This is a genomic window from Dermatophilaceae bacterium Soc4.6, assembly GCA_039889245.1.
In the GTDB taxonomy this organism is placed as follows: Bacteria; Actinomycetota; Actinomycetes; order Actinomycetales; family Dermatophilaceae; genus Lapillicoccus.
Map to the genome: position 1 here is coordinate 2,629,313 of JAZGVH010000002.1, position 20,131 is coordinate 2,649,443.

Consider the following 20,131-nt stretch of genomic DNA (forward strand, 5'->3'; position numbering starts at 1 on the left):
GTCACCCCACGCCTCAGCGCCCGACGGCGTAGCCCTGCATCCCGCGGGGGTTCGCTCCCGCCCTCAGGATGCCGTCGGGCGAGCGGGTCACGGCACAGAGCCGGCCCAGCGACCACGGGCCGGCCACGGTGACCGCGTGTCCCCGCGCCTCGAGGTCGGCGACCCCTGCGGCGCCGACCCGCGACTCCACCACCACCCCGCCGGGCTGCCGGCCTCGGGGATAGAACGACCCGGTGAACCCGATGGAGTGGAAGGCCGGTGCGTCGATGGCCGCCTGGAGCGACTGCCCCTGCACCAGCGTGCGCAGCAGCAGGAGCAGCTGCCACTGGTCCTGCTGGTCACCACCGGGGCTCCCGCAGGCCAGGTATGGAACGCCGTCGCGCAGCACGAGCGTCGGGGTCAGCGTCGTGCGGGGCCGCTTCCCGGGCGCGAGCGACGACGCCAGCCCGTCCTCGAGCCAGAACATCTGCATCCGGCTGCCCAGGCAGAAGCCGAGGCCGGGGATCGTCGGCGAGCTCTGCAGCCAGCCGCCGCTCGGGGTCGCCGACACCATGTTGCCGGCCCGGTCGACGACGTCGACGTGGCACGTGTCACCGCGGGTCGCGCCCGACGCCGCGACCGTGGGCTCCCCGACGGTCGCGTCGACGCGCGCTGCGTGCGTCTCGGCTCCGCCGCCGCCCAGCACGAAGGACGCCAGTCGCGGCACCCGACCGTCGGGTCGTCCCGGCCGGATGCCGAGGTCGGCGCGTTCGCCGACGAGACCTGCTCGCTCGCGGGCGTAGCCGGTCGACAGCAGCGCCTGCATCGGCTCGTCACCGCTGCCGTACCACGCCTCACGGTCGGCCGCGGCGAGGTTGAAGGTCTCGACGACCGCGTGAATACCGCTGGCGGACAGCAGGTCGAGGTCCGCAGGGTCACCGAGGGCGTCGAGCGTCCCCAGCACCTGCAGCAACGTCGGACCCTGCCCCCACGGGCCCGTCTTGGCGACGGTGTGGCCCTGCCACTCCAGCGTGGTCGCAGGCTCCCAGGTCGCCTCCCACCCGGCGAGGTCGGCACCGGTGAGCAGGCCGGCGTGCCGCTCACCGGACGAGTCACGAAAGGGCCTGCGCGAGAACGCATCCACGGCTTCGGCGACAAAGCCCTGCGACCAGGCCCGCCGGGCCGCGTCCACCTGTCCCACCCGGTCGGAGCCGCCGGCCTCGCCCTCGGCGACGATCCGCTCGAGGGTGTCGGCCCACTGCGGGTTGCAGAAGAGGGCCCCGGCCGTCGGCGCCCTCCCTGCGGCCAGCCACAGCCGAGCCGACGGGGTCCAGTCGTCGGTGAAGAGCTCACGCACCGCGTCCACCGTGGCGGACACCTGCGCGAGCAGGGGGTGCCCGTGTCGCGCGTAGCCGATGGCGGGCTCGAGCACCTGGCGCAACGACTGCGTGCCGTGGTCCCGCAGCAGGAGCAGCCAGGCGTCGAACGCGCCGGGCACCGTGGCGGCGAGGGGGCCCGAGCCGGGCACCAGCGACAGCCCCTCATCGGTGTAGTGGGCGATGGTCGCCGCAGCAGGGGCCGGCCCCTGCCCGCAGAGCACGCGTGGCGTCGGGTCACCCGCCGTCACGACGATGGCGGGCAGGTCGCCCCCGGGGCCGTTGAGGTGCGGCTCGACCACCTGCAGCACGAAGCCGGCGCAGACCGCCGCGTCGAAGGCGTTGCCCCCGCGCTCGAGCACCCCCATCGCCGACTGCGACGCGAGCCAGTGCGTCGACGACACCATGCCGAAGGTGCCCTCGAGGGTCGGGCGGGTCGTGAAGCTCACGCCCTGGTCACTCCACCCCGGGCACGATCCTCATGTCCCTCACGGCGCCACCGTCGAGGGCGGCGAGCGCCTCCTGGTAGGCCGGGCTGTCGTGCGCCGCCCGGGCGGCGTCCACCGAGTCGAAGCGGAGCACGACGGTGCGGGTGGCCTCGCCGGCTTCATACGTCTGCTCGGGCAGCCCGCGGGCCACGAAGGTGCCCCCGGCATCCCTCAGGGCGGGTCCCGCCAGCTCGGCGTAGGCCGCGACCTTGGCCTCGTCGGTGATCTCACGGTAGATGCTGATCCAGTAGGCGCTCATGCCCCCATCCTCGCCGACCCGGGGCCCCTCACGAAAGCAGCATCGCCAGCTCGTGCGCGACGGCCTGCATCCCGGCGGCACTCGGGTGGTAAGAGGCGGGGATCCGGGCCGGTGACGTCTCGAAGCCGAAGACCCAGGGGTCGTCGGCCCCCAGCGCGTGTCGGCGGCTGAGCGCGGAGGCGCGGACGAGCTCGGCCGCTGTGCGGGCCGCCGCCTGCTCGAAGGCGGTCTCGAGCGCGGACTGGATGCGCAGGAAGGTCGCGAGGTCGCCTGTGTCGAACGGGGCGTCGTCGGCGCTGTGCTCGTCGACGACGGTCAGGTAGTCGACCAGCACGACCCGAGCCGTGGGAGCAGCCCGGCGCACGGCCTCGACGACCTGCACCAGACCTGCGGCCGCCGCCGCCGTCGAGGCGGGCGTCGGCTCGGTCACGCCCGCCCCCAGCTGCTGCTCGAGCACCGCGACCATCGGGTGGTGGGGGTCATGGCGTCGCCAGGAGGCCGAGAGCATCGACCCGAGATAGTACAGGTCGTTGCCGCCCGCGGTCACCGTCACGACGTCGGCCTCCGCCGGCACCCCGGCCAGCTGCGGCGCGAAGGTCGTGCCGTCCATGGTGACCTGCGCCTCCCGCAGGATGCTCGCGGTCGTCGCCCCCGACACGGTCAGGTCGACGAGCCCGGCCCCCAGCGCCCCGGCGAGCAGGTGCGGGTAGTTGTGCAGGGACCGCAGGGCGGCGACGTCGGCATACGGCGGGAGACCGGGGCCGGCGGCGAACGAGCTGCCGAGGGCCGTGATCAGCAGGGGAGAGGGCACGAGCGATGCTCCCACCGACTTGGACAGCGGCGCCCGCAGGGGCGACACTCGAGGAGGCCGGCAACCCGGTCGTCCCGCTGAACAGGAGTCCTGCTGTGCTGCGCGCCTACCGGCCGCTCCTCACCGTCGCCGGTGCGAGGCGCTTCGTCATCGGTGCCTCGCTCGGGCGGGTCGCGGTCGCGATGTTCGGCATCTCCGTCGTCGTCATGGTCGCCCGCCGCGAGGGCTCCTACGCCCTGGCCGGTGCGGTCTCCGCCGTCGGACTCCTCACCTTCGCCCTCGCCGCTCCCGTCATCGGTGGTCTCGTCGACCGCTACGGCCAGCGGCGGGTCGCCGTGCCCCTCGTGGTGGTCGCGACCGCGATGCTCGCGGTGATGGTCGTCTGCTCGATCACCCGCGCCCCGGTGTGGACCCTCTTCGTCACCTACGCCCTCTCCGGCGGCGTCGCGAGCCTCGGCACCATGAGCAGGGCCCGGTGGAACACCGCCTTCCGCGGTGACCCCGAGTCGTTGCACGTGGCCATGTCGTTCGAGCAGGTGCTCGACGAGCTGGGCTTCGTCGTGGCGCCGGCGCTCGCGGTCGTGCTGAGCACGACCTTCCTGCCCGAGACGGGGGCGATCGTCGCGGGCCTGGGCTTCTTCGTCGGCACCCTGCTCTTCTGCTCCGCGCGCGAGAGCGAGCCCCGGGTCGTCGCCCGCGTCGACCGCCCCGGCGGCCTGGCGGTCACCCGTCCCGGTCTGCTCGTGGTCGCCGCGATCATGACCTTCACCGGGGTCCTCTTCGGCAGCAACGAGGTGGTCACCGTCGCGGTCGCCGAGGCCGCAGGCCACGAGAACCTCGCCTCGGTCGTGCTCGGCCTCTTCGCGCTCGGCTCGGCAGCCTCGGGACTGGCCTTCGGCACCCGCCGGTTCCGCTCGGGCGTGGTCACGCGGCTGCTCGTCGGGGTGGGTCTGATGGCCCTGCTCGAGGTGCCGGTGCTCCTGGTCTCGGGGAGCCTGTGGGCCCTGGCCGGCGTGATGCTCGTCGCCGGGGTCGCCACCGCGCCCACCCTGATCACCAGCATGGGGCTCGCCCAGCGGCTCGTGCCGCCCGCGATGCTGAATGAGGGCATGACCGTGGTCCTCACCGGTCTCGTGGTCGGCGTCTCCGGCGGGTCGGCCCTCGGTGGCGCCGCGGTCGAGGCCCTCGGGCCACGGCCGGCGTATGCGGTGCCCGTCCTCGCCAGCGTCGTCGCCCTCGTGCTCGCCCTGCTCGGATCGCGCTCGCTCGCGCGCGCGGAGCGTGCGGTCGGTGACGTCGGCCCTGCGCCGGTCGTGCCGGAGACGCAGGTAGTGCCGGGCGTGCCGGTCACCGTGGCCGGCGAGGCATCAGGTCTGCGCGGCGACCAGACGGTGTAGCGCGAGCCGTGCCACCTGGGGGTAGCCCAGGGCGATCGGTGCGATGGCCTCGACCGTGAGGGTGGCGACCGAGCCGGCTTCACCCTCGGCGAGTCGTACCCCGTGTCCCAGCATCGCGGTCAGGGGCCCCATATTGACCCGCCAGGTCCACGAGCGGGCCTGCTCGTCGACGCTCTCGATGCGGAAGGTGAGGAAGACCCCGGCCACCCCGCGCACGATGCCGGTGACCCCCGCAGCGATCCGCGGCGCCGTGGCCTCGACCGTGCGGATCGGTGGTGACCAGGTGTGCCAGGCCGAGATCACGGCATACCGCTGCCACACCTGCTCGACCGAGGCCGGTCCTGACACCTCGATGGTCCGCTGCACGAGCCTCACCGTACCCGCGCGCCCGACCCGACGTGGGTGGGGTCGGGCGCGCGGGGGGTGGGGACCCGGGGTCAGCGCACCGTCGGCAGCAGGCTGCGCCGCAGGGCCTGCAGGTCGGTCGCCGCCGGGGCGGCCGCCTTGGCGGCGGCCGTCGTCAGCGTGGCGGCCGGCGGGGGCACCGGCTTGCACTGCCGGTCCGACACGTTGCCGGCGACCCGGGCCGGCAGGGCGCCGGTCGCGAGGTAGTCGGCGATGGTGTTGTCCGTGCACCGGATGCCCGAGAGCGAGCCGGCGTGGGTGGTGCCGCCGACGCCCTCGATGAGGACGTTCTTGGGGAAGATCGACCGCACGTAGAGCGAGCCCTCGAACGGCGTTGCCGCGTCGCGGGTCTCACCGATCATGAGCATCCCCGGTGCACCGTTGTCCTTGACCTTCACCGGCGTGCCGGGCTGGGCGGCCCAGGTGCGGCACGGGGCGTTGAACCAGGCGTTGGCCCAGGTCTCGAAGGGGTGGGTGCCGTAGATCGTCCAGTTGTCGGTGGCCCACTTCGTCCAGCGGGAGGGCCACTTGGCGTCGGTGCACTGGGTGGCGAGGTACATCAGGTAGCCGTTGTCGGCGCCCGGCCCGGTGGGACCGTTGGCGCCGATGTAGGCCTCGGCGACGGGCGTGTAGTTCTTGTCGTTGACCCAGGCGCTGAAGGCGCTGGCCGTGTCGGCCCAGCCGTAGACGTAGTAGCCCGCGCCGAGGAAGGCGTCGGTCCACTCGTCGGGGCCGATCGTGCCGATCCCCGCCACCGGGACGGAGGTCTGGCGCAGCTGGCCGAGGATCTTGTAGTAGGTCTTCTGGATCGCGACCGGGTCGGTGCCGAGGTGGTAGACGCTGTCGTTCTCGGCGATCCACGCCCAGAAGGCCGGCATCACCTCGTCGAAGGCGATGTCCTGGTCGAGGTTGCCCTGGTACCAGACGCCGCGGGGGTCGACGGTGCCGTCGATCACGAAGCGGCGCACCTGCTGCGGGTGCAGCGTCGCGTAGACCTGAGCGAGGTAGGTGCCGTAGGAGAAGCCGTAGAAGTTGATCTTCTGCTGCCCCAGGGCGATCCGCATGCTCTCCATGTCGGCGACCGTGTCGGTCGTCTTGACGTGGTCGAGCAGGAGGCCGGCGGCGGCCGCGCAGTCGCGGGCGTAGGTGTTGGTCTTGGTGAACCACTGCCGCTGGACCGTCGGGTTGGACGGGATGTAGTCGGGGCGGTCGAAGCCGAAGTAGTCACCGTTGCACGTGGGCGAGGGCTCGCTGGATCCGACCCCGCGTGGGTCGAAGCCGATCCAGTCGTAGCTGCTGCCGGCGCCCTTGGGCACGTACTGCCCGAGGACCGACAGGGTCAGGCCCGACCCACCGGGGCCTCCCGGGTTGGTCAGCATGACGCCCTGGTACTTGGCGGCCGACGAGGTGTGCGCGATCCGCGAGATCGCGAGCTTGATCTTGGTGCCCTGCGGGTTCGCGTAGTCGAGCGGCACGGTGAGCATCGCGCACTCGCCCTTGTAGAACTGCAGGGTCCTGCTGGCGCACGGCCCCCACGTCAGGGGTGGCGGCACGTAAACCGCGGACGGCGCCGTGGTGGTGGTGGTCGTGTCGGTCGCCGCGGCGGCGAGGGCCCCGGTGGTCGAGGCGGCCGCAGCGGTCAGGCCCAGGGTGAGGGCCGATCCGATCGCGACCAGGCGTGGCAGTGTGCGCATCTGGTGTGGTCTCCCGTCAGGTCGCCCGGCGGCGACAGCCGCCACTCTCCTGCCCGGGAGCCGGTATGGCAAGAGGAACTGCCGTCCCCGGTTGTGCTAACGACACCTTTTGCACGCACGACGTCGGTATGCCGGGTGCCCGTGAGGGGCACCCGGCATACCGGAGGGGGTGGTGCGGTGGTCGTGACGCTCAGCTCACGCCGAGCGGGTCAGACCAGGTCGCCGGGCTCGGCGCGGTGGCGGCCGGGCTCGGGGTCACCCGCGGTGAGGGTGACCTCGGGCCGGCTGCCGGCCATGGCCTCGAGCTCGTCGAGGCTGGCCTCGTGCCGGCCATGGGCCGGGGTGTGACCGTTGGTCGGCTGGAGACCGGCCTGGTCGGCGAACGCCTGCGGGTCGTCGACGAGGACGCCACCGGCCGGCACCAGCACTGGTGCGGGCTCGTGGGCCCGGTCAGGCTCCGGCGCGCCAGCGACCGGCGCCGCGGCGGCTACAGCGGCAGCCGCCTTGTTGCTCTCGGCTGCGCGCTCGGCGCTCGGCGAGCCACCACGCAGCTCGACGTGGGGCAGGAACAGCACGACGAAGAAGGACGCCGCGAGGATGAAGGTCGCCACGAGGAAGACCGTCGACATGGCCCCCGAGAAACCCACGAGGAACGGGTGGGCGACGGCCTTGTCGAGGCTGCTGAGGAACGAGGTGTCGCTCAGCGACGCGCCCGTGCCACCGCTCTGCTGCTGGGCGAGGAAGGCCTTCGTCGGGCCCGTCGCGGTGGCTGCGGCCTGCTGGAACTCCGGCGTCGACGCCGCGCTCTGGTAGGCGGAGCTGATCTTGTCTCCGGCGGTGGAGAAGAGGATCGACAGGAAGACGGCGGTGCCGAGCGTGCCGCCGATCTGGCGGGTGAAGGTGGCCGACGAGGTGGCGACACCGATGTCGCGCGGGCTCACGGAGTTCTGCACGGCGAGGGTCAGCGGCTGGAAGTTGAACCCCAGCCCGACGCCGAAGAAGACCATGATCGCCATGGTGATCGGCAGCGCTGTGTCGGCGCCGACGAAGTGGAAGGCGAACATCGCCCCGGTGAGCAGCCCGGTGCCGATGATCGGGTAGCGGCGGTAGCGACCGGTGCGCGAGATGAGCTGACCCGACAGGATCGAGCCGAACATGATGCCGAGGGTCAGCGGCAGGAGCAGCAGGCCGGCCTGCGTCGGGGAGGCACCCTTGACGATCTGCAGGTAGAGCGGCAGGGCAGCGAGGCCACCGAACATGCCCATGCCGATGAAGACCGAGGCGATCGACGAGACGCCGACGGTGCGGATCGCGAAGAGGCGGAGCGGGATGAGGGCCTCCTCCTTCATGGCCCGCTCGACGAGCAGGAAGCCGACGATGCCGGCGACACCGATGACGTACGTCGCGATGGAGCGGGCCGAGACCCAGCCCCACTCGCGGCCCTGCTCGGCGACGATGAGCAGCGGCACGAGGGCGACGGAGAGCGCGACGGCGCCCCACCAGTCGACGCGGCTCTCACGGCGCTCGTGCTTCTTCAGGTGCAGGGTGCGGGTGACCACGACCAGCGCAGCCATGGCGATCGGCACGTTGACCAGGAAGACCCAGCGCCAGCCGGTGATGCCGAGGATGGAGGACTGGCCGGCGAAGAAGCCACCGATGACCGGTCCGAGCACGCTCGAGGTGCCGAAGACGGCGAGGAAGTAACCCTGGTACTTCGCGCGCTCACGTGGCGACACGATGTCGCCGATGATGGCGAGCGAGAGGGAGAAGAGACCGCCGGCGCCGAGGCCCTGCACCGCGCGGAAGGCCGAGAGCATGCCGATCGACGTCGCGAAGGAGCACAGCAGCGAGCCGATGGTGAAGAGGCTGATGGCGAGCAGGAAGAACTGCTTGCGGCCGTACATGTCGGAGAGCTTGCCGTAGAGCGGCGTGACGATCGTCGAGGTGATGAGGTAGGCCGTCGTCACCCAGGCCTGGGCCGAGAGCCCGTGCAGCTGGTCGGCGATCGTGCGGATCGAGGTCGCGACGATGGTCTGGTCGAGCGCGGCCAGGAACATGCCCATCATCAGGCCGGTGAGGATGGTGAGGATCTGACGGTGGGTCAGGATGCCGTCGTCGGCGGGTTCGTGCAGTCCGGCCGAGGCCGGGGTGGGGGTGGCTGCTGCCATGTCAGTGCTCCTGGTGGTGCGTGGTGTGCGTGATGGGGTCGGTGGGCGCGGGCGCCGCGAGGGCCGGTGAGCCGGCCGGGTGCAGGAAGAGCTCGGTCTTGAAGGCGGCACAGGTGTCGACGAAGCGGTCGAGGTGGGTGAGGAAGTCGGTGGCATCCTGCTCGCTCCATTCGGCCAGCATCTGCTCGAACCACTCGCCACGGCGGGTGACCACCTCGTCGATCACGTGACGGCCCCTCGGGGTGAGCGACAGCAGCTGGGCCCGGCCGTCGTCGGGGTCGTGGATCTTCTCGACGAGGCCGACAGCCACCAGGTGCGTGACCTGGCGGCTGACGGTCGAGATGTCGGAGTGGATGCTCTCGGCGAGGGACGAGACGCGCTGCGGCTCGTGCGCCAGGGTGAAGAGCGCCGCGAAGTGCGAGTGGTCGAGGCCGGGCGCATCGACCATCGTCGTCAGCGGCATGCGGTTGCGCATCGACGTGAGGATCTTCACGACCCGCACGATGGTGTTCGAGAGCGCACTGGCGGTCTCGGGGGTGACGCTCATGTCTGGTGGCTCCGCGGCGTGCAGTGAGAAGTTGCTTGGGACAAGCAACTATGACACAGATCTATTGCATGTGCCAAGCAACTATCTGCCCAGCCTCGCCGCCGGGTGGGGGATGTCGGCCGAGGTCCTTACGCTGGAGTCATGGCTTCAGCCCCTGCCCCGGCGCCCCTGGCCGCCCGCGCTCCCCGGCCGCGCAGATCCGGGCCCACCACCGTGCCGGTGCTCGGCCTCGGGATCGTGGCCGTGCTCGCCTGTCTCGTCGCGATCGTCATCGGCGGTGCGGCGACGGCCGCGGTGGCCGGTCTGCAGGACCCGGGAGCCGTCGTCCGCTGGGGCCTGCCGGTCGTGCGCGTGGTGCACGACGTGGCTGCCTCGCTGACCATCGGCCTGCTCGTCGTCGGCGCCCTGCTGCTGCCGGGCACGACGGGGGGCAGGGGGGGCAAGGACGCGGTCGCTCCCCCCACCATGCTGCGTGCGGGAAAGCTCGCGATGTGGTCGGGTTGCGTCTGGGTCGCGGCCGGTCTGGTCGGGGTCGTGCTCGGCTTCGCCGACGCCGCCGGGACGCCGCTGTCCAGCCCCGTCTTCTGGGCTCAGCTGCAGACCTTCGTCTGGCAGCTGGAGACGCTGCGGGTGGGCATCATCAGCTCGCTGCTGGCGGCCGTCGCCGCCACCATCGCGGGCGTGTCCCTGACCCGCAAGGGTCTGGCCGGCGCCGCCTTCGTCGCGGTCGGCGCCCTGCTGCCGCTCGCGCTCGCCGGGCACGCCGCCGGCAGCAGCGACCACGAGACAGCCGTCAACACCATCGCCTTCCACCTCGTGGGTGCCGCGCTCTGGGTGGGTGGTCTGCTGGCGCTCGCCGTGCTGCGGCCGCTGCTCGGCAAGCGGCTCGCCCCGGTCGTCGCGCGCTACTCCGCGCTCGCCCTGTGGTGCTTCGTGGCCGTGCTCGTCTCGGGGGTCGCCAGCGCCTGGCTGCGCCTCGGTGGCCTCGCTGGACTGGCCACCGCGTACGGCGTGCTGGTCGTGGTCAAGGCGGTGTGCCTCGTGGTGCTGGGGCTCTTCGGCCTGCAGCAGCGGCGGCGGGTGGTCGACCGGCTCGCGGTCGACCCGACCTCGGCTGCCCTCTTCGCGCGGATGGCGGTGACCGAGCTCGCGGTCATGGGGGTCGCGTTCGGCTTCGCGACGGCCCTGGCCCGCAGCGCCCCGCCGGTGCCCGACACGCTGCCCCCGCTCGACGCGGCGCAGGGGCTGACCGGATACCCCGCGCCCCAGGATCCCGTGGGGCTGAGCTGGCTCTCGCAGTGGCGCTTCGACTGGCTCTGGGGCGTGCTCGCGGTGGTGGCGGTGGCGGCCTACCTCGTGTGGGTGGTGCGGCTGCACCGCCGTGGCGACCGGTGGCCCGTGCTGCGCACCTGCTCGTGGGTGCTCGGGTGGGCCGTCGTCGCCTGGACGGTCTGCGGTCCGCCCGGCGTCCTGGGGCGGGTCTCCTTCTCCTGGCACATGATCGAGCACATGGTGCTCGCCATGCTGGCGCCGGTCTTCCTCGTGCTCGCGGCGCCCGTGACGCTGGCGCTGCGCGGCATGGTGCCGCGGCGCGACGGCAGTCTCGGCCCGCGTGAGCTGCTGCTCGGCCTCGTCCACTCCCGGCTGCTGCGGGTGATGGGCAACCCGGTCGTCGCGGCCGTGCTGTTCTTCGGCAGCCTCGCCGTCTTCTACTACTCGCCACTCTTCGGCCTGGCCCTCGAGACCCACACCGGGCACGTGCTGATGGTGGCCCACTTCCTGCTCACGGGCTACCTCTTCGTGTGGGTGCTCGTGGGGATCGACCCCGGCCCGCCGAAGTGGTCGGCGCCGATGAGGCTCGTCGTCCTGCTCGTCACGATCTCGTTCCACGCCTTCTTCGGGGTCGGGCTGATGACCGGTGAGACCTTGCTGGCGCCCGACTTCTTCCAGTCGGTCCAGATTCCGTGGGTGCCCGACATCCTGGCTGACCAGCGCCTCGGCGGCTCCTACGCCTGGGGCATCGGCGAGGTGCCGACCCTCCTGCTCGCGATGCTCGTCGTCGCCTCCTGGGTGCGCAGCGACGCCGCCGAGACCAAGCGCGGCGACCGGCAGGCCGCGCGCGACGGCGGCGCCGAGCTCGAGGCCTACAACGCCCGGCTCGCGAGCCTGCGCGAGCGCGGCGCCCAGCGGGTGCCCGATCAGGACTGACGACGCTCCATCCCGACGCGGTGCGGGTCCTCCCGGGTGGAGGTCGCCCTCCCGGGCCGCGACGCCGGCGACCTAGGATCGGCCGTATGAAGATCGCCCTCGTCCAGCTCGCCTACGGAGACGACGAGAGCGTCGTCGACCGGGTCGCTCGCGCAGCCGACCTGGTGCGGGCGCAGCGCGGCCACGACCTCGTCGTCCTGCCCGAGCTCTGGGCCGCCGGCGGTTTCTCCTACCGACTGTGGGCCGACCGCGCCGAGGACCTGGCGGGCGCCGTCGCAGCCGCGATGTCGGCCGCGGCCCGCGACGCCGGAGTCACCCTGCTCGCCGGGTCGATCGTCGAGCGCGGGTCCGAGGTGGGCGCCGAGGGCAAGGACCTGTGGAACACGCAGCTGCTCTTCGGCGCCGACGGCGAGCTGCTCACCCGCTACCGCAAGATCCACCGCTTCGGCTTCCAGGGCGGCGAGCCGGCGTTGATGGAGGCCGGTGACGAGCTGGTGCTCGTCGACCTGCCCGACGGCACCACCGGTCTCGACGGCACCCCCGGCACGCCCGGCACCGTGCGCGCCGGGCTGACCACCTGCTACGACCTGCGGTTCCCCGAGCTCTACCGGGCCCTGCTCGACGGCGGGGCCCGGATGTTCGTCGTGCCTGCCGCCTGGCCGATGCGCCGGGTCGAGCACTGGACCCTGCTGGCCCGGGCCCGCGCCATCGAGGACCAGTGCTTCGTGGTCGCCTGCAACACCGCCGGCACCCACGCCCGCACCCTGATGGGCGGTCACTCGATCGTGGTCGCCCCGACCGGCGACGTGCTCGCCGAGGCCGGCGCGGACGAGCAGGTGCTGAGCGTCGAGGTCGATCTCGACCTCGTCACGACCTGGCGCGAGGAGTTCCCCGTGCTCGGTGACCGGCGCCTGCCGCAGGGCCTGTGCTGAGCCGTCGGCCGCGTCGGGAACACCGCGCCCGGACCCCGGCGTTGCCCCAGCCGTGAGCACCCCGTCCCCGTCCTCGCGCGCCCGCGCGCGCGTGCGTGCCCCCGAGCTCGTCGGCCGCCGCTGGCTCGGCACCGCGGGCCGCGACCTCTCGCTGGAGCAGCTGCGAGGGCGGGTCGTCGTGCTCGACTTCTGGACCTTCTGCTGCGTCAACTGCCTCCACGTCCTCGACGAGCTGAGGCCGCTGGAGGCGCAGTTCGCCGACGAGCTGGTGATCATCGGCGTGCACTCGCCCAAGTTCGAGCACGAGGGCGAGCCGGCGGCGGTCGAGGCGGCGGTCGAGCGCTACGAGGTGCACCACCCCGTGCTCGACGACCCGGCCCTCACCACGTGGAGCGCATATGCCGCCCGCGCCTGGCCGACCCTCGTGGTCATCGACCCCGAGGGCTACGTCGTCGCGTCGATGTCGGGTGAGGGCCACGGCCCCGGCCTGGTGTCCCTGGTCGAGGAGCTGCTGGAGGAGCACCGCGCCAAGGGCACCCTGCGCACCGGCGACGCGCCCTATGTCGCCCCGGCTCCCCGCGTCGGCGCCCTGGCCTTCCCCGGCAAGGCGGTCGCGCTGCCCGACGGGTCCTTCGTGGTGAGCGACACCACCCACCACCAGGTCGTGCACCTCGAGGCCGACCTCGAGACGGAGCGCCGCCGCTGGGGCCGTCGCGGTGAGCTGGCCGAGCCCCAGGGCGTGCTGGCCCTGCCGAGCGATGTTGCGACGTCCGTGGGCTACGACCTGCTGGTCGCCGACTCCGTCCACCACCGGGTCGTCGGGATCTCGTTGTCGGACACAGAGATCCGCGTTGTCGCCGGCACGGGGAAGCAGCTGCGCGAGCGCTCTGGCGGAGGCCGGGCGCTGCGGCAGCCGCTCTCCACCCCGTGGGACCTCGCGTGGTGGCAGGGACGGGTCGTCGTGGCCATGGCCGGTGTGCACCAGCTGTGGCAGCTGCACCTGTGCGCCGACCCCGAGCTCGCCACCGTCGACGTGCTGGCCGGCACCACCCAGGAGGGAATCCGCGACGGCGCCGTCGCCACCGCCTGGTTCGCCCAGCCCTCGGGGCTGGCCACCAGCGCCGACGGCGAGACGCTGTGGATCGCCGACGCCGAGACCTCAGCGCTGCGCTCGCTGACCCAGGGCGACCGGGGCCCGGTCATCACGACCCATGTCGGCACCGGCCTCTTCGACTTCGGTCACCGCGACGGCACCGCCCACGGGCCCGTCGGCACCGGGCAGGTCGGCGACGCCCTGCTGCAGCACCCGCTCGGCGTGACCGTGCTGCCCGACGGGTCGGTCGCGGTCAGCGACACCTACAACGGGGCGATCCGCCGCTTCGACCCGGCGAGCAACCAGGTGACGACCCTCGCGACCGGTCTGCTCGAGCCCAGCGACGCCGTCGTCGAGACCGACCCCGAGGGCGGCTCGCGGCTCGTCGTCGTCGAGTCGGCGGCCCACCGGCTGGTGCGCGTGGCCCTGCCGACCCAGGCCCAGCGGGTCGAGGGTCCCGCCCACCGCACGCAGCGCCCCCCGACCGACCTCGCGGCCGGCGACGTCGCGCTCCGCGTCACGTTCACCCCGCCGCCGGGGCAGAAGCTGGACGACCGGTATGGCGACCCGACCCGCCTCGTCGTCTCGGCCACCCCGCCCGGGCTGCTGCTCGAGGGGGAGGGGACGGCCCCCGGCCTCACCCGTACGCTGCGGCTCGCGGCCGGCATCCACGAGGGGACGCTGCACGTCTCGGTGCAGGCGGCTGCGTGCGACAGCGACACCGGAGACACCGAGCACGCCGCCTGCCACCTCTTCCAGCAGGACTGGGGCGTGCCCCTGCGGGTGCTCGAGGCGGGCGCACACGACCTGACCCTCGACCTGCGTGCCGTCTGACCGCTCCCGTCGTGCTGTGTCTGCCGCGCTGTGCCGTGCCCCACCTGGTGGGGCACGGCACAGCGCCGGAGGGATGCGCCTCACCCCGCTCCAGGTTTGCCGGGAGGGATCGGTGGGTATGGGACCTCCCCCGGTACGGTCGGGCGCGTTGTGGCGCACCCGCCACGACCTCCTTTACTGAGAAGGCAGCGACATGGGCATTGGTCTCGGAGTGTTCCTCATCATCGTCGGAGCGGTCCTCAGCTTCACGACCCTCGACACGCAGTACATCGGCTCCAACCTCGACACCGTCGGCTTCATCATCATCGCCGGCGGTTTCCTGGCCCTGATCTTCGGCACGATCCAGAACTACCAGCGCACCCACACACGCCACGAGGAAGTGGTCGACCGTCGCAGTCGCTCGGTCAACGACACGGTCGTCGACTCCGGTGAGCGCCGAGTGGTCGACGAGCGTCGCGCCGAGGACCTCTGACCACGCGCCGCGAGCACGAGGAGGCCCCCACCCGGCAGGGGTGGGGGCCTCCTCGTCGTCCGAAGCCGCAGGTCGGCTCAGAAGGCGCTCTCGGGTAGGTCCATCAGGTCGAGGTCGGTGCCCTCGCAGATGGCCCGCTCGGACGTGAGTCGCGGGAGCACGTTGCGGGCGAAGAACTGGCCCGCCGCCACCTTGCCGAGGTAGAAGGCGCGGTCGGCGCCCGACAGCGCTTCGCCCCGGGTGGTCAGCGCGGTCTGGGCGACCTCGGCCTGGCGCAGCAGCAGCCAGCCGACGACGAGGTCGCCGGCGCCGAGCAGGAAGCGTGAGGTGTTGAGGCCGACCTTGTAGATGTTGCGCACGTCGCCGCCCGAGCGGGGGTCGCTCAGATGAGCTTCACGCCCCATGTACTCCAGCATCCCCTGCACGTCGGCCAGACCCTGGGCCAGGAGGCCGCGCTCGCGGTCGAGCGAGCCGCCGGTGGCCCCGAGGTCCTTGGCGAACTCGGCGATCTGCATGGCCAGGTGGCCGATGGCCACGCCCTGGTCCTTGACGATCTTGCGGAAGAAGAAGTCCTGGCCCTGGATGGCGGTGGTGCCTTCGTACAGGGTGTCGATCTTGGCGTCCCGGACGTACTGCTCGATCGGGTAGTCCTTGAGGAAGCCGGAGCCGCCGAGGGTCTGGAGCGACTCGGTGCCGAGCAGCACCCAGGCGCGCTCGGAGCCGAGACCCTTGACGATCGGCAGGAGCAGGTCGTTGACCCGGCGGGCGAGGTCGGCCGGCGAGCTGGCCTCGAGCTCCTCGGAGCCGCTCTCGATCTGCGCCTGGTCGACGACGTCCTGCTGGGTGGCGGTGTAGAGCACGAGCGCCCGCAGGCCCTCGGCATACGACTTCTGCAGCATCAGCGAGCGACGCACGTCGGGGTGGTGGGTGATCGTGACCCGCGGCGCGTCCTTGTCCGTCGCCTGCGCGAGGTCGGAGCCCTGCACGCGCTGCTTGGCGTAGTCGAGCGCGTTGAGGTAGCCGGCCGACAGGGTCGCGATGGCCTTGGTGCCGACGAGCATGCGGGCGTGCTCGATGACGCGGAACATCTGGGCGATGCCGTCGTGCACGTCGCCGAAGAGCGTGCCCACCGCGGGAGTCGAGTCGCCGAACGTGATCTCGCAGGTCGTCGAGACCTTCAGGCCCATCTTGTCCTCGACGTTGGTGACGATCGCGCCGTTGCGCTCACCGAGCTCACCGGTCCCGAGGTCGACGTGGTACTTCGGCACGATGAAGAGGCTCAGGCCCTTGGTGCCGGCGCCGGCGCTCTCGGGGCGGGCCAGCACGAAGTGGACGATGTTCTCCGACATGTCGTGCTCGGCCGAGGTGATGAAGCGCTTGACCCCGGTGATGTTCCACGTGCCGTCGGCATTCTGCACGGCCTTCGTGCGGCCCGCGCCCACATCGGAGCCGGCGTCGGGCTCGGTCAGCACCATGGTGCCGCCGTAGCTGCGCTCCACCATCAGCTTGCCCAGCCTCTGCTGGTCAGGCGTGCCGAAGCGGTGCAGCAGGTGCGCGAAGGAGTAGCTCGCAGCGAACATCGCGACGGCGGGGTTCGCACCGAGCACCATCTCGTTGAGCGCCCACTTGAAGGACGGGGGCACCACGCTGCCCCCGAGGTCGGCCGGCACGTCGACGTTCCAGAAGCCGGAGTCGACGTAGGCCGCGTAGGTCTTCTTGAACGACTGCGGCATGGCCACCGAGTGCGTCGCGGGGTCGTAGACGGGCGGGTGGCGGTCGGAGTCGAGCAGGCTCTCCGCCAGCTCGTTCTCGGCGAGGGTCGCCATCTGCGCGATCATCTCGCGGGCGGTCTCCTCGTCGACGTCGGCGTAGGGACCATGCCCCAGGACGTCACCACGACCGAGCACCTCGAAGAGGTTGAACTCCAGGTCGCGCACGTTGCTCGTGTAGTGGCCCATCAGGTGTCGCCTCGCTTGCTCGTGGTCCATCGGTTACCCGTCGGTAACACCATGATGCTACCGACGGGTAACGTGCGCAAGCAGGTCGACCACAATGGTGCGGTGGGCGGCTCAGAGGCTCAGGTCGGCCAGCGCCCGCAGGTCGGGGACCACCGCGGTCGGTCGTGGCTCGGCGGGCAGGGGTCGCCGCCCGTCACGGCTGACGAAGACGGTGCGCAGCCCCGCCGACGCCGCGCCCAGCACGTCCCACCCGTGGGCCGCCACCATCACCGCCTCTGCGGCGGCCACGCCCTGCTGCTCCAGCGCCGCCGCGTAGGCGCGCGGGGAGGGCTTCAGCGCCCCGGCCGTCTCCACCGAGACCACGTCGTCCACGAGGTCGCGCAGACCTGCCCCCCGCAGCTGCTTCTCGATCGTCGCCAGCGGCGAGTTGCCGAAGGGCACGAGCCGGTGGCCCTGCGCCCGGAGGGCCGCGAACGCCGGCTCGACGTCGTGATGCGCACCGAGGGCCCCGAAGGCCGCCCTCAGCGCCTCGCCGTCGGCCTCGGTCCAGGTCCCCCCGGTGCGACCCGCCACCTCGGCCGCGGCCGCGCCCCCCAGCCGACCGAAGTCCTCGTACCGGTCGGCCGCGGTGAGCGTCAGTGCGGTCTGGATGAGGGTGTCGAACCAGGTGGTGAGCAGGGGTGGGCCCGGGGACCCGGCGGCTCGCTGCAGCACCGCCTCGACCGGGGTGAGGTCGAGCAGGGTCTCGTTGATGTCGAAGAGCCAGAGCACGGGGGCCTCTCGGTGGTGTGGTGGGAGGGTGGAGGGGAGCGGGCGGTCAGAACGCGGTGTAGCCACCGTCGGCCACGAGCACCGATCCCGTCACGAACGAGGAGGCGTCGCTGGCGAGGAAGACCACGGCCGGCGCGAGCTCCTCGACCGTGCCGTAGCGCTGCATCGGCGCGTCGTCGATCCACATCCGGCGGAACTGCGGGTCGTCGACCGGTGACATGTCGGTCTTGATGTAGCCGGGTGCGAGCGCGTTGACCCGGACGCCGGACGGCCCCCACTCGGCCGCGAGGCTGCGGGTCAGGTGATGCACGGCGGCCTTCGAAGCATTGTAGGCCGGCTGCCACTGCGGCCGGTTGACGACCATCCCCGACATCGAGCCGATGTTGACGATCGACCCCGAGCCCTGGGCGACGAAGTGCCGGCCCACGGTGCGCGCCACCGTCCACACCGCGGTGAGGTTGGTGTCGATCACGTGGTCCCAGTCCTCGTCGGTCACCTCGAGCGCGGGGGCGTGCACGCAGGCGCCGGCGTTGTTCACCAGCACGTCGACCCGGCCGTAGGCGTCGAGGGCGCTGGCCAGCAGGCGCTCGACGTCGGCGGTCACCGTCACGTCACCCGCGACGTAGGTCGCCTCGATGCCGGAGGCTCCCAGCGACGCCACCTGCGCGGCCCCGGCGGCGTCGTCGCGCCCGCCGATCACGACCCGAGCCCCGGCCTCGCCGAGGGCCCGGGCGAACCCCGCCCCGAGACCTCGGGTGCCCCCGGTGACGATCGCCACCCTGTCGGTGAGGCGGAAGCGGTCGAGAGCCGTCATGGCACGTCCTTCGTCGTCGGAGGCCCGCCTCCTGCCGCAGGCGGTGCCGCCAGCCTAGGCGTCCTCGGCGTGCGTGCCTCGCGGCCCGGCGGGGCAGGCGTGCTCGACGACGACGGCGTGGCAGTCGCTGTGCCAGAGCGTCACGCTCCCTGGGCGCTCGCTGCTGGTAGCCGCACGTGACCGTGACGGGCACCGGCGACCACGCCGCCCTGGTGTGGATGTCGGCCGACCCCGCCCCGGCGGCGGCCCCGCGTGAGACCCCGCCCCGTTGCGTCCGCGTCGTGGCGGGTAAGAGGCCTCCGGGACGCGGACGTCGCCGATCAGCTAGCGGCTCGGCCAGGCCTGCCGGCGCTGCGGCTCCGGGTCGGTGAGCACAGCCCCGTCGTCGTGGCCGCCGAAGCGGCGGGTCTGCCGGTCCGTGCCGTAGGGAGCCCAGCCCGGGTCACCGTCTCGCACGAAGGCGACCCAGGCGCCGTGCATGTCGTCGGCCAGGGCCTGTGGCGGCTCGGCGCCCACCATCGGGCGTCCCTCCGGGACGGCCAGGGTGTCGAAGACGAAGCCGATCTCCATGGCGTGGGCCGCGCCGAGCACGCCGCCCATGACGGGGCTCTTCCACCCGAACTCGTAGACGAACGTCGGCTGCCCGAGAGCAGCACGCGCCTCGGCGAGGCGCAGCGCGGGCAGGCGGAAGAACCAGTCGCTGAGGCCGGCGACCATGATCCGCCCGGGGTGGTCAGTGCCGAGCCGCTCGACATAGGTCTCGTAGGCGTCGTCGACGGCCTGGCAGGCGGCGAAGGTCGCTCGCACCCGCGCCTCGTCGACCTGCTCGAGCAGGGGGTGGAGGAAGAGCGCGTGCTCGTCGTCGTTGGAGCCGGTGAGGAAGGTGACGTCGGCGCCCTCGCCGGCGGCGAGCACGGCATACGGCACACCGGGCAAGGAGTCTCCGTCGACGACGGGCTCGAAGGGCATCATGTTGGCCGCGACCTCGCCCCACCGCTTCGGGTCGGGGTCGGTGCCCACCTTGAGCGACAGCTCGTCGTGCGCCGCGAGCAGCTGGGGCAGCGGCACGTCGGCCAGGGCCGCGGCCGTCCCCTCGACGCCGAGCAGCTCGGCCAGCCCGGCGGTGATCTTCTGCGCCGAGGCCGGGTGCAGCACGTGGTGCCCGGCGCCGCTCTGGGCGATCACGCGCTGGAAGAGCCCGCGCGCCGCGGGCATCGCCGCGAGGGTCGTCACCCCCATGGCGCCGGCCGACTCGCCGCAGACCGTCACGCGAGCCGGGTCGCCGCCGAAGGACGCGATGTTGTCGCGCACCCACTCCAGGGCCGCGATCTGGTCGAGCAGCCCGCGGTTGTCGGGAGCGTCGGGCAGGTGCGCGAAGCCGTCGACCCCGAGGCGGTAGTTGACGCCGACCGTCACGACGTCGTCGCGGGCGAAGGCCGAGCCGTCGTAGGGCGGCACGGCGTTGGAGCCGTTCTGGAAGGACCCGCCGTGGATCCACACCAGCACCGGTGCGCTGCCCTCGAGGTCGGCGCTCCAGACGTTGACGTGCAGGCAGTCCTCACCGGGCACGACCGGCTCGGCGAGCAGGTCGCGCACGATGGCGCGGTAGGGCGGCGCGGGCGCCGTCGCCCCGTACGCCGTGCAGTCGCGCTCGTCGCTCCACGGCTGTGGCGGCTGCGGGCTGCGGAAGCGCAGGGCGCCGAAGGGGGGTGAGGCATACGGGATGCCGAGGAAGGTGTGGATGCCGTCTCGGGTGAAGCCGCGGACCGGGCCGTTGGACGTCGTCGTCATGGGTCCATTGAATCCCGTGCCGACCGAGGGGCGCGACCGGGGCTGCACCGCCGCTTGTCACCGCAACCTGCCTCCAGCACACTCACAGGAGGACCCGGCATGCTCGGAGGTCCTGCCCCCACGACGGAGGACCG

At 72.4% G+C, this 20,131-nt stretch carries 16 protein-coding genes; 5 read left to right on the plus strand and 11 right to left on the minus strand.

Annotation, left to right across the window (positions count from 1 at the left end):
* Nucleotides 1-13 precede the first annotated feature (13 nt).
* The 3 genes from V3N99_12155 to V3N99_12165 are packed head-to-tail and all read right to left on the minus strand — an operon-like array spanning nt 14 to nt 2,913.
* Nucleotides 14-1,762, minus strand: a complete 1,749-nt coding sequence (locus V3N99_12155; GenBank protein ID MEO3937496.1) for a gamma-glutamyltransferase — start codon at nt 1,760-1,762, stop codon at nt 14-16.
* A gap of 49 nt (nt 1,763-1,811) precedes the next feature.
* Nucleotides 1,812-2,102, minus strand: a complete 291-nt coding sequence (locus V3N99_12160) for a DUF1330 domain-containing protein (protein ID MEO3937497.1) — start codon at nt 2,100-2,102, stop codon at nt 1,812-1,814.
* A 28-nt stretch (nt 2,103-2,130) separates the two neighbouring features.
* Entirely contained in the window at nt 2,131-2,913 is a 783-nt protein-coding gene (locus V3N99_12165; GenBank protein MEO3937498.1) for a GDSL-type esterase/lipase family protein, read from the minus strand.
* Between the two features lie 5 nt (nt 2,914-2,918).
* Between V3N99_12165 and V3N99_12170 the strand changes: the two genes are divergently transcribed.
* Nucleotides 2,919-4,310 carry an MFS transporter gene (locus V3N99_12170; protein MEO3937499.1) on the plus strand — a complete coding sequence of 464 codons (1,392 nt, stop codon included), beginning with the start codon at nt 2,919-2,921 and terminating at the stop codon, nt 4,308-4,310.
* Here V3N99_12170 and V3N99_12175 read toward each other — a convergent pair.
* The 4 genes from V3N99_12175 to V3N99_12190 form a co-directional block, all read right to left on the minus strand.
* Complete coding sequence (locus V3N99_12175; protein MEO3937500.1) at nt 4,281-4,676, minus strand: SRPBCC family protein; 396 nt, start codon at nt 4,674-4,676, stop codon at nt 4,281-4,283. The two genes, V3N99_12170 and V3N99_12175, sit on opposite strands and share 30 nt — an antisense overlap.
* Nucleotides 4,677-4,747: 71 nt before the next feature.
* The gene (locus V3N99_12180; GenBank protein MEO3937501.1) at nt 4,748-6,409 is read right to left on the minus strand and encodes an alpha/beta fold hydrolase; all 1,662 of its coding nucleotides are present in this window, start codon (nt 6,407-6,409) and stop codon (nt 4,748-4,750) included.
* A 209-nt stretch (nt 6,410-6,618) separates the two neighbouring features.
* A complete protein-coding gene (locus tag V3N99_12185; GenBank protein ID MEO3937502.1) occupies nt 6,619-8,577 on the minus strand; it encodes an MDR family MFS transporter in 1,959 nt (652 codons plus the stop codon).
* A 1-nt stretch (nt 8,578) separates the two neighbouring features.
* Nucleotides 8,579-9,124 carry a MarR family transcriptional regulator gene (locus V3N99_12190; protein ID MEO3937503.1) on the minus strand — a complete coding sequence of 182 codons (546 nt, stop codon included), beginning with the start codon at nt 9,122-9,124 and terminating at the stop codon, nt 8,579-8,581.
* Nucleotides 9,125-9,265: 141 nt separating this feature from the next.
* Between V3N99_12190 and V3N99_12195 the strand changes: the two genes are divergently transcribed.
* The 4 genes from V3N99_12195 to V3N99_12210 all read left to right on the plus strand — a co-directional run bounded on the left by V3N99_12195 (nt 9,266) and on the right by V3N99_12210 (nt 14,663).
* Nucleotides 9,266-11,332 carry a cytochrome c oxidase assembly protein gene (locus V3N99_12195; GenBank protein ID MEO3937504.1) on the plus strand — a complete coding sequence of 689 codons (2,067 nt, stop codon included), beginning with the start codon at nt 9,266-9,268 and terminating at the stop codon, nt 11,330-11,332.
* 86 nt (nt 11,333-11,418) lie between these two features.
* The gene (locus V3N99_12200) at nt 11,419-12,264 is read left to right on the plus strand and encodes a carbon-nitrogen family hydrolase (protein ID MEO3937505.1); all 846 of its coding nucleotides are present in this window, start codon (nt 11,419-11,421) and stop codon (nt 12,262-12,264) included.
* A 52-nt stretch (nt 12,265-12,316) separates the two neighbouring features.
* Nucleotides 12,317-14,191, plus strand: a complete 1,875-nt coding sequence (locus V3N99_12205; GenBank protein ID MEO3937506.1) for an NHL domain-containing thioredoxin family protein — start codon at nt 12,317-12,319, stop codon at nt 14,189-14,191.
* A 193-nt stretch (nt 14,192-14,384) separates the two neighbouring features.
* On the plus strand, nt 14,385-14,663 hold the full coding sequence (locus V3N99_12210) for a hypothetical protein (GenBank protein MEO3937507.1): 279 nt from the start codon (nt 14,385-14,387) through the stop codon (nt 14,661-14,663).
* A gap of 77 nt (nt 14,664-14,740) precedes the next feature.
* Here the strand turns inward: V3N99_12210 and V3N99_12215 are convergent, their stop codons facing one another.
* The 4 genes from V3N99_12215 to V3N99_12230 all read right to left on the minus strand — a co-directional run bounded on the left by V3N99_12215 (nt 14,741) and on the right by V3N99_12230 (nt 19,997).
* Nucleotides 14,741-16,621: an acyl-CoA dehydrogenase gene (locus tag V3N99_12215; GenBank protein ID MEO3937508.1), complete on the minus strand. Its 1,881-nt coding sequence runs from the start codon at nt 16,619-16,621 to the stop codon at nt 14,741-14,743.
* A gap of 111 nt (nt 16,622-16,732) precedes the next feature.
* On the minus strand, nt 16,733-17,392 hold the full coding sequence (locus tag V3N99_12220) for a haloacid dehalogenase type II (protein ID MEO3937509.1): 660 nt from the start codon (nt 17,390-17,392) through the stop codon (nt 16,733-16,735).
* Between the two features lie 46 nt (nt 17,393-17,438).
* Nucleotides 17,439-18,206 carry a glucose 1-dehydrogenase gene (locus tag V3N99_12225; GenBank protein ID MEO3937510.1) on the minus strand — a complete coding sequence of 256 codons (768 nt, stop codon included), beginning with the start codon at nt 18,204-18,206 and terminating at the stop codon, nt 17,439-17,441.
* Nucleotides 18,207-18,530: 324 nt separating this feature from the next.
* Nucleotides 18,531-19,997 (minus strand): carboxylesterase family protein, encoded by a 1,467-nt coding sequence (locus tag V3N99_12230; protein MEO3937511.1) that lies wholly within the window; start codon nt 19,995-19,997, stop codon nt 18,531-18,533.
* Nucleotides 19,998-20,131 lie beyond the last annotated feature (134 nt).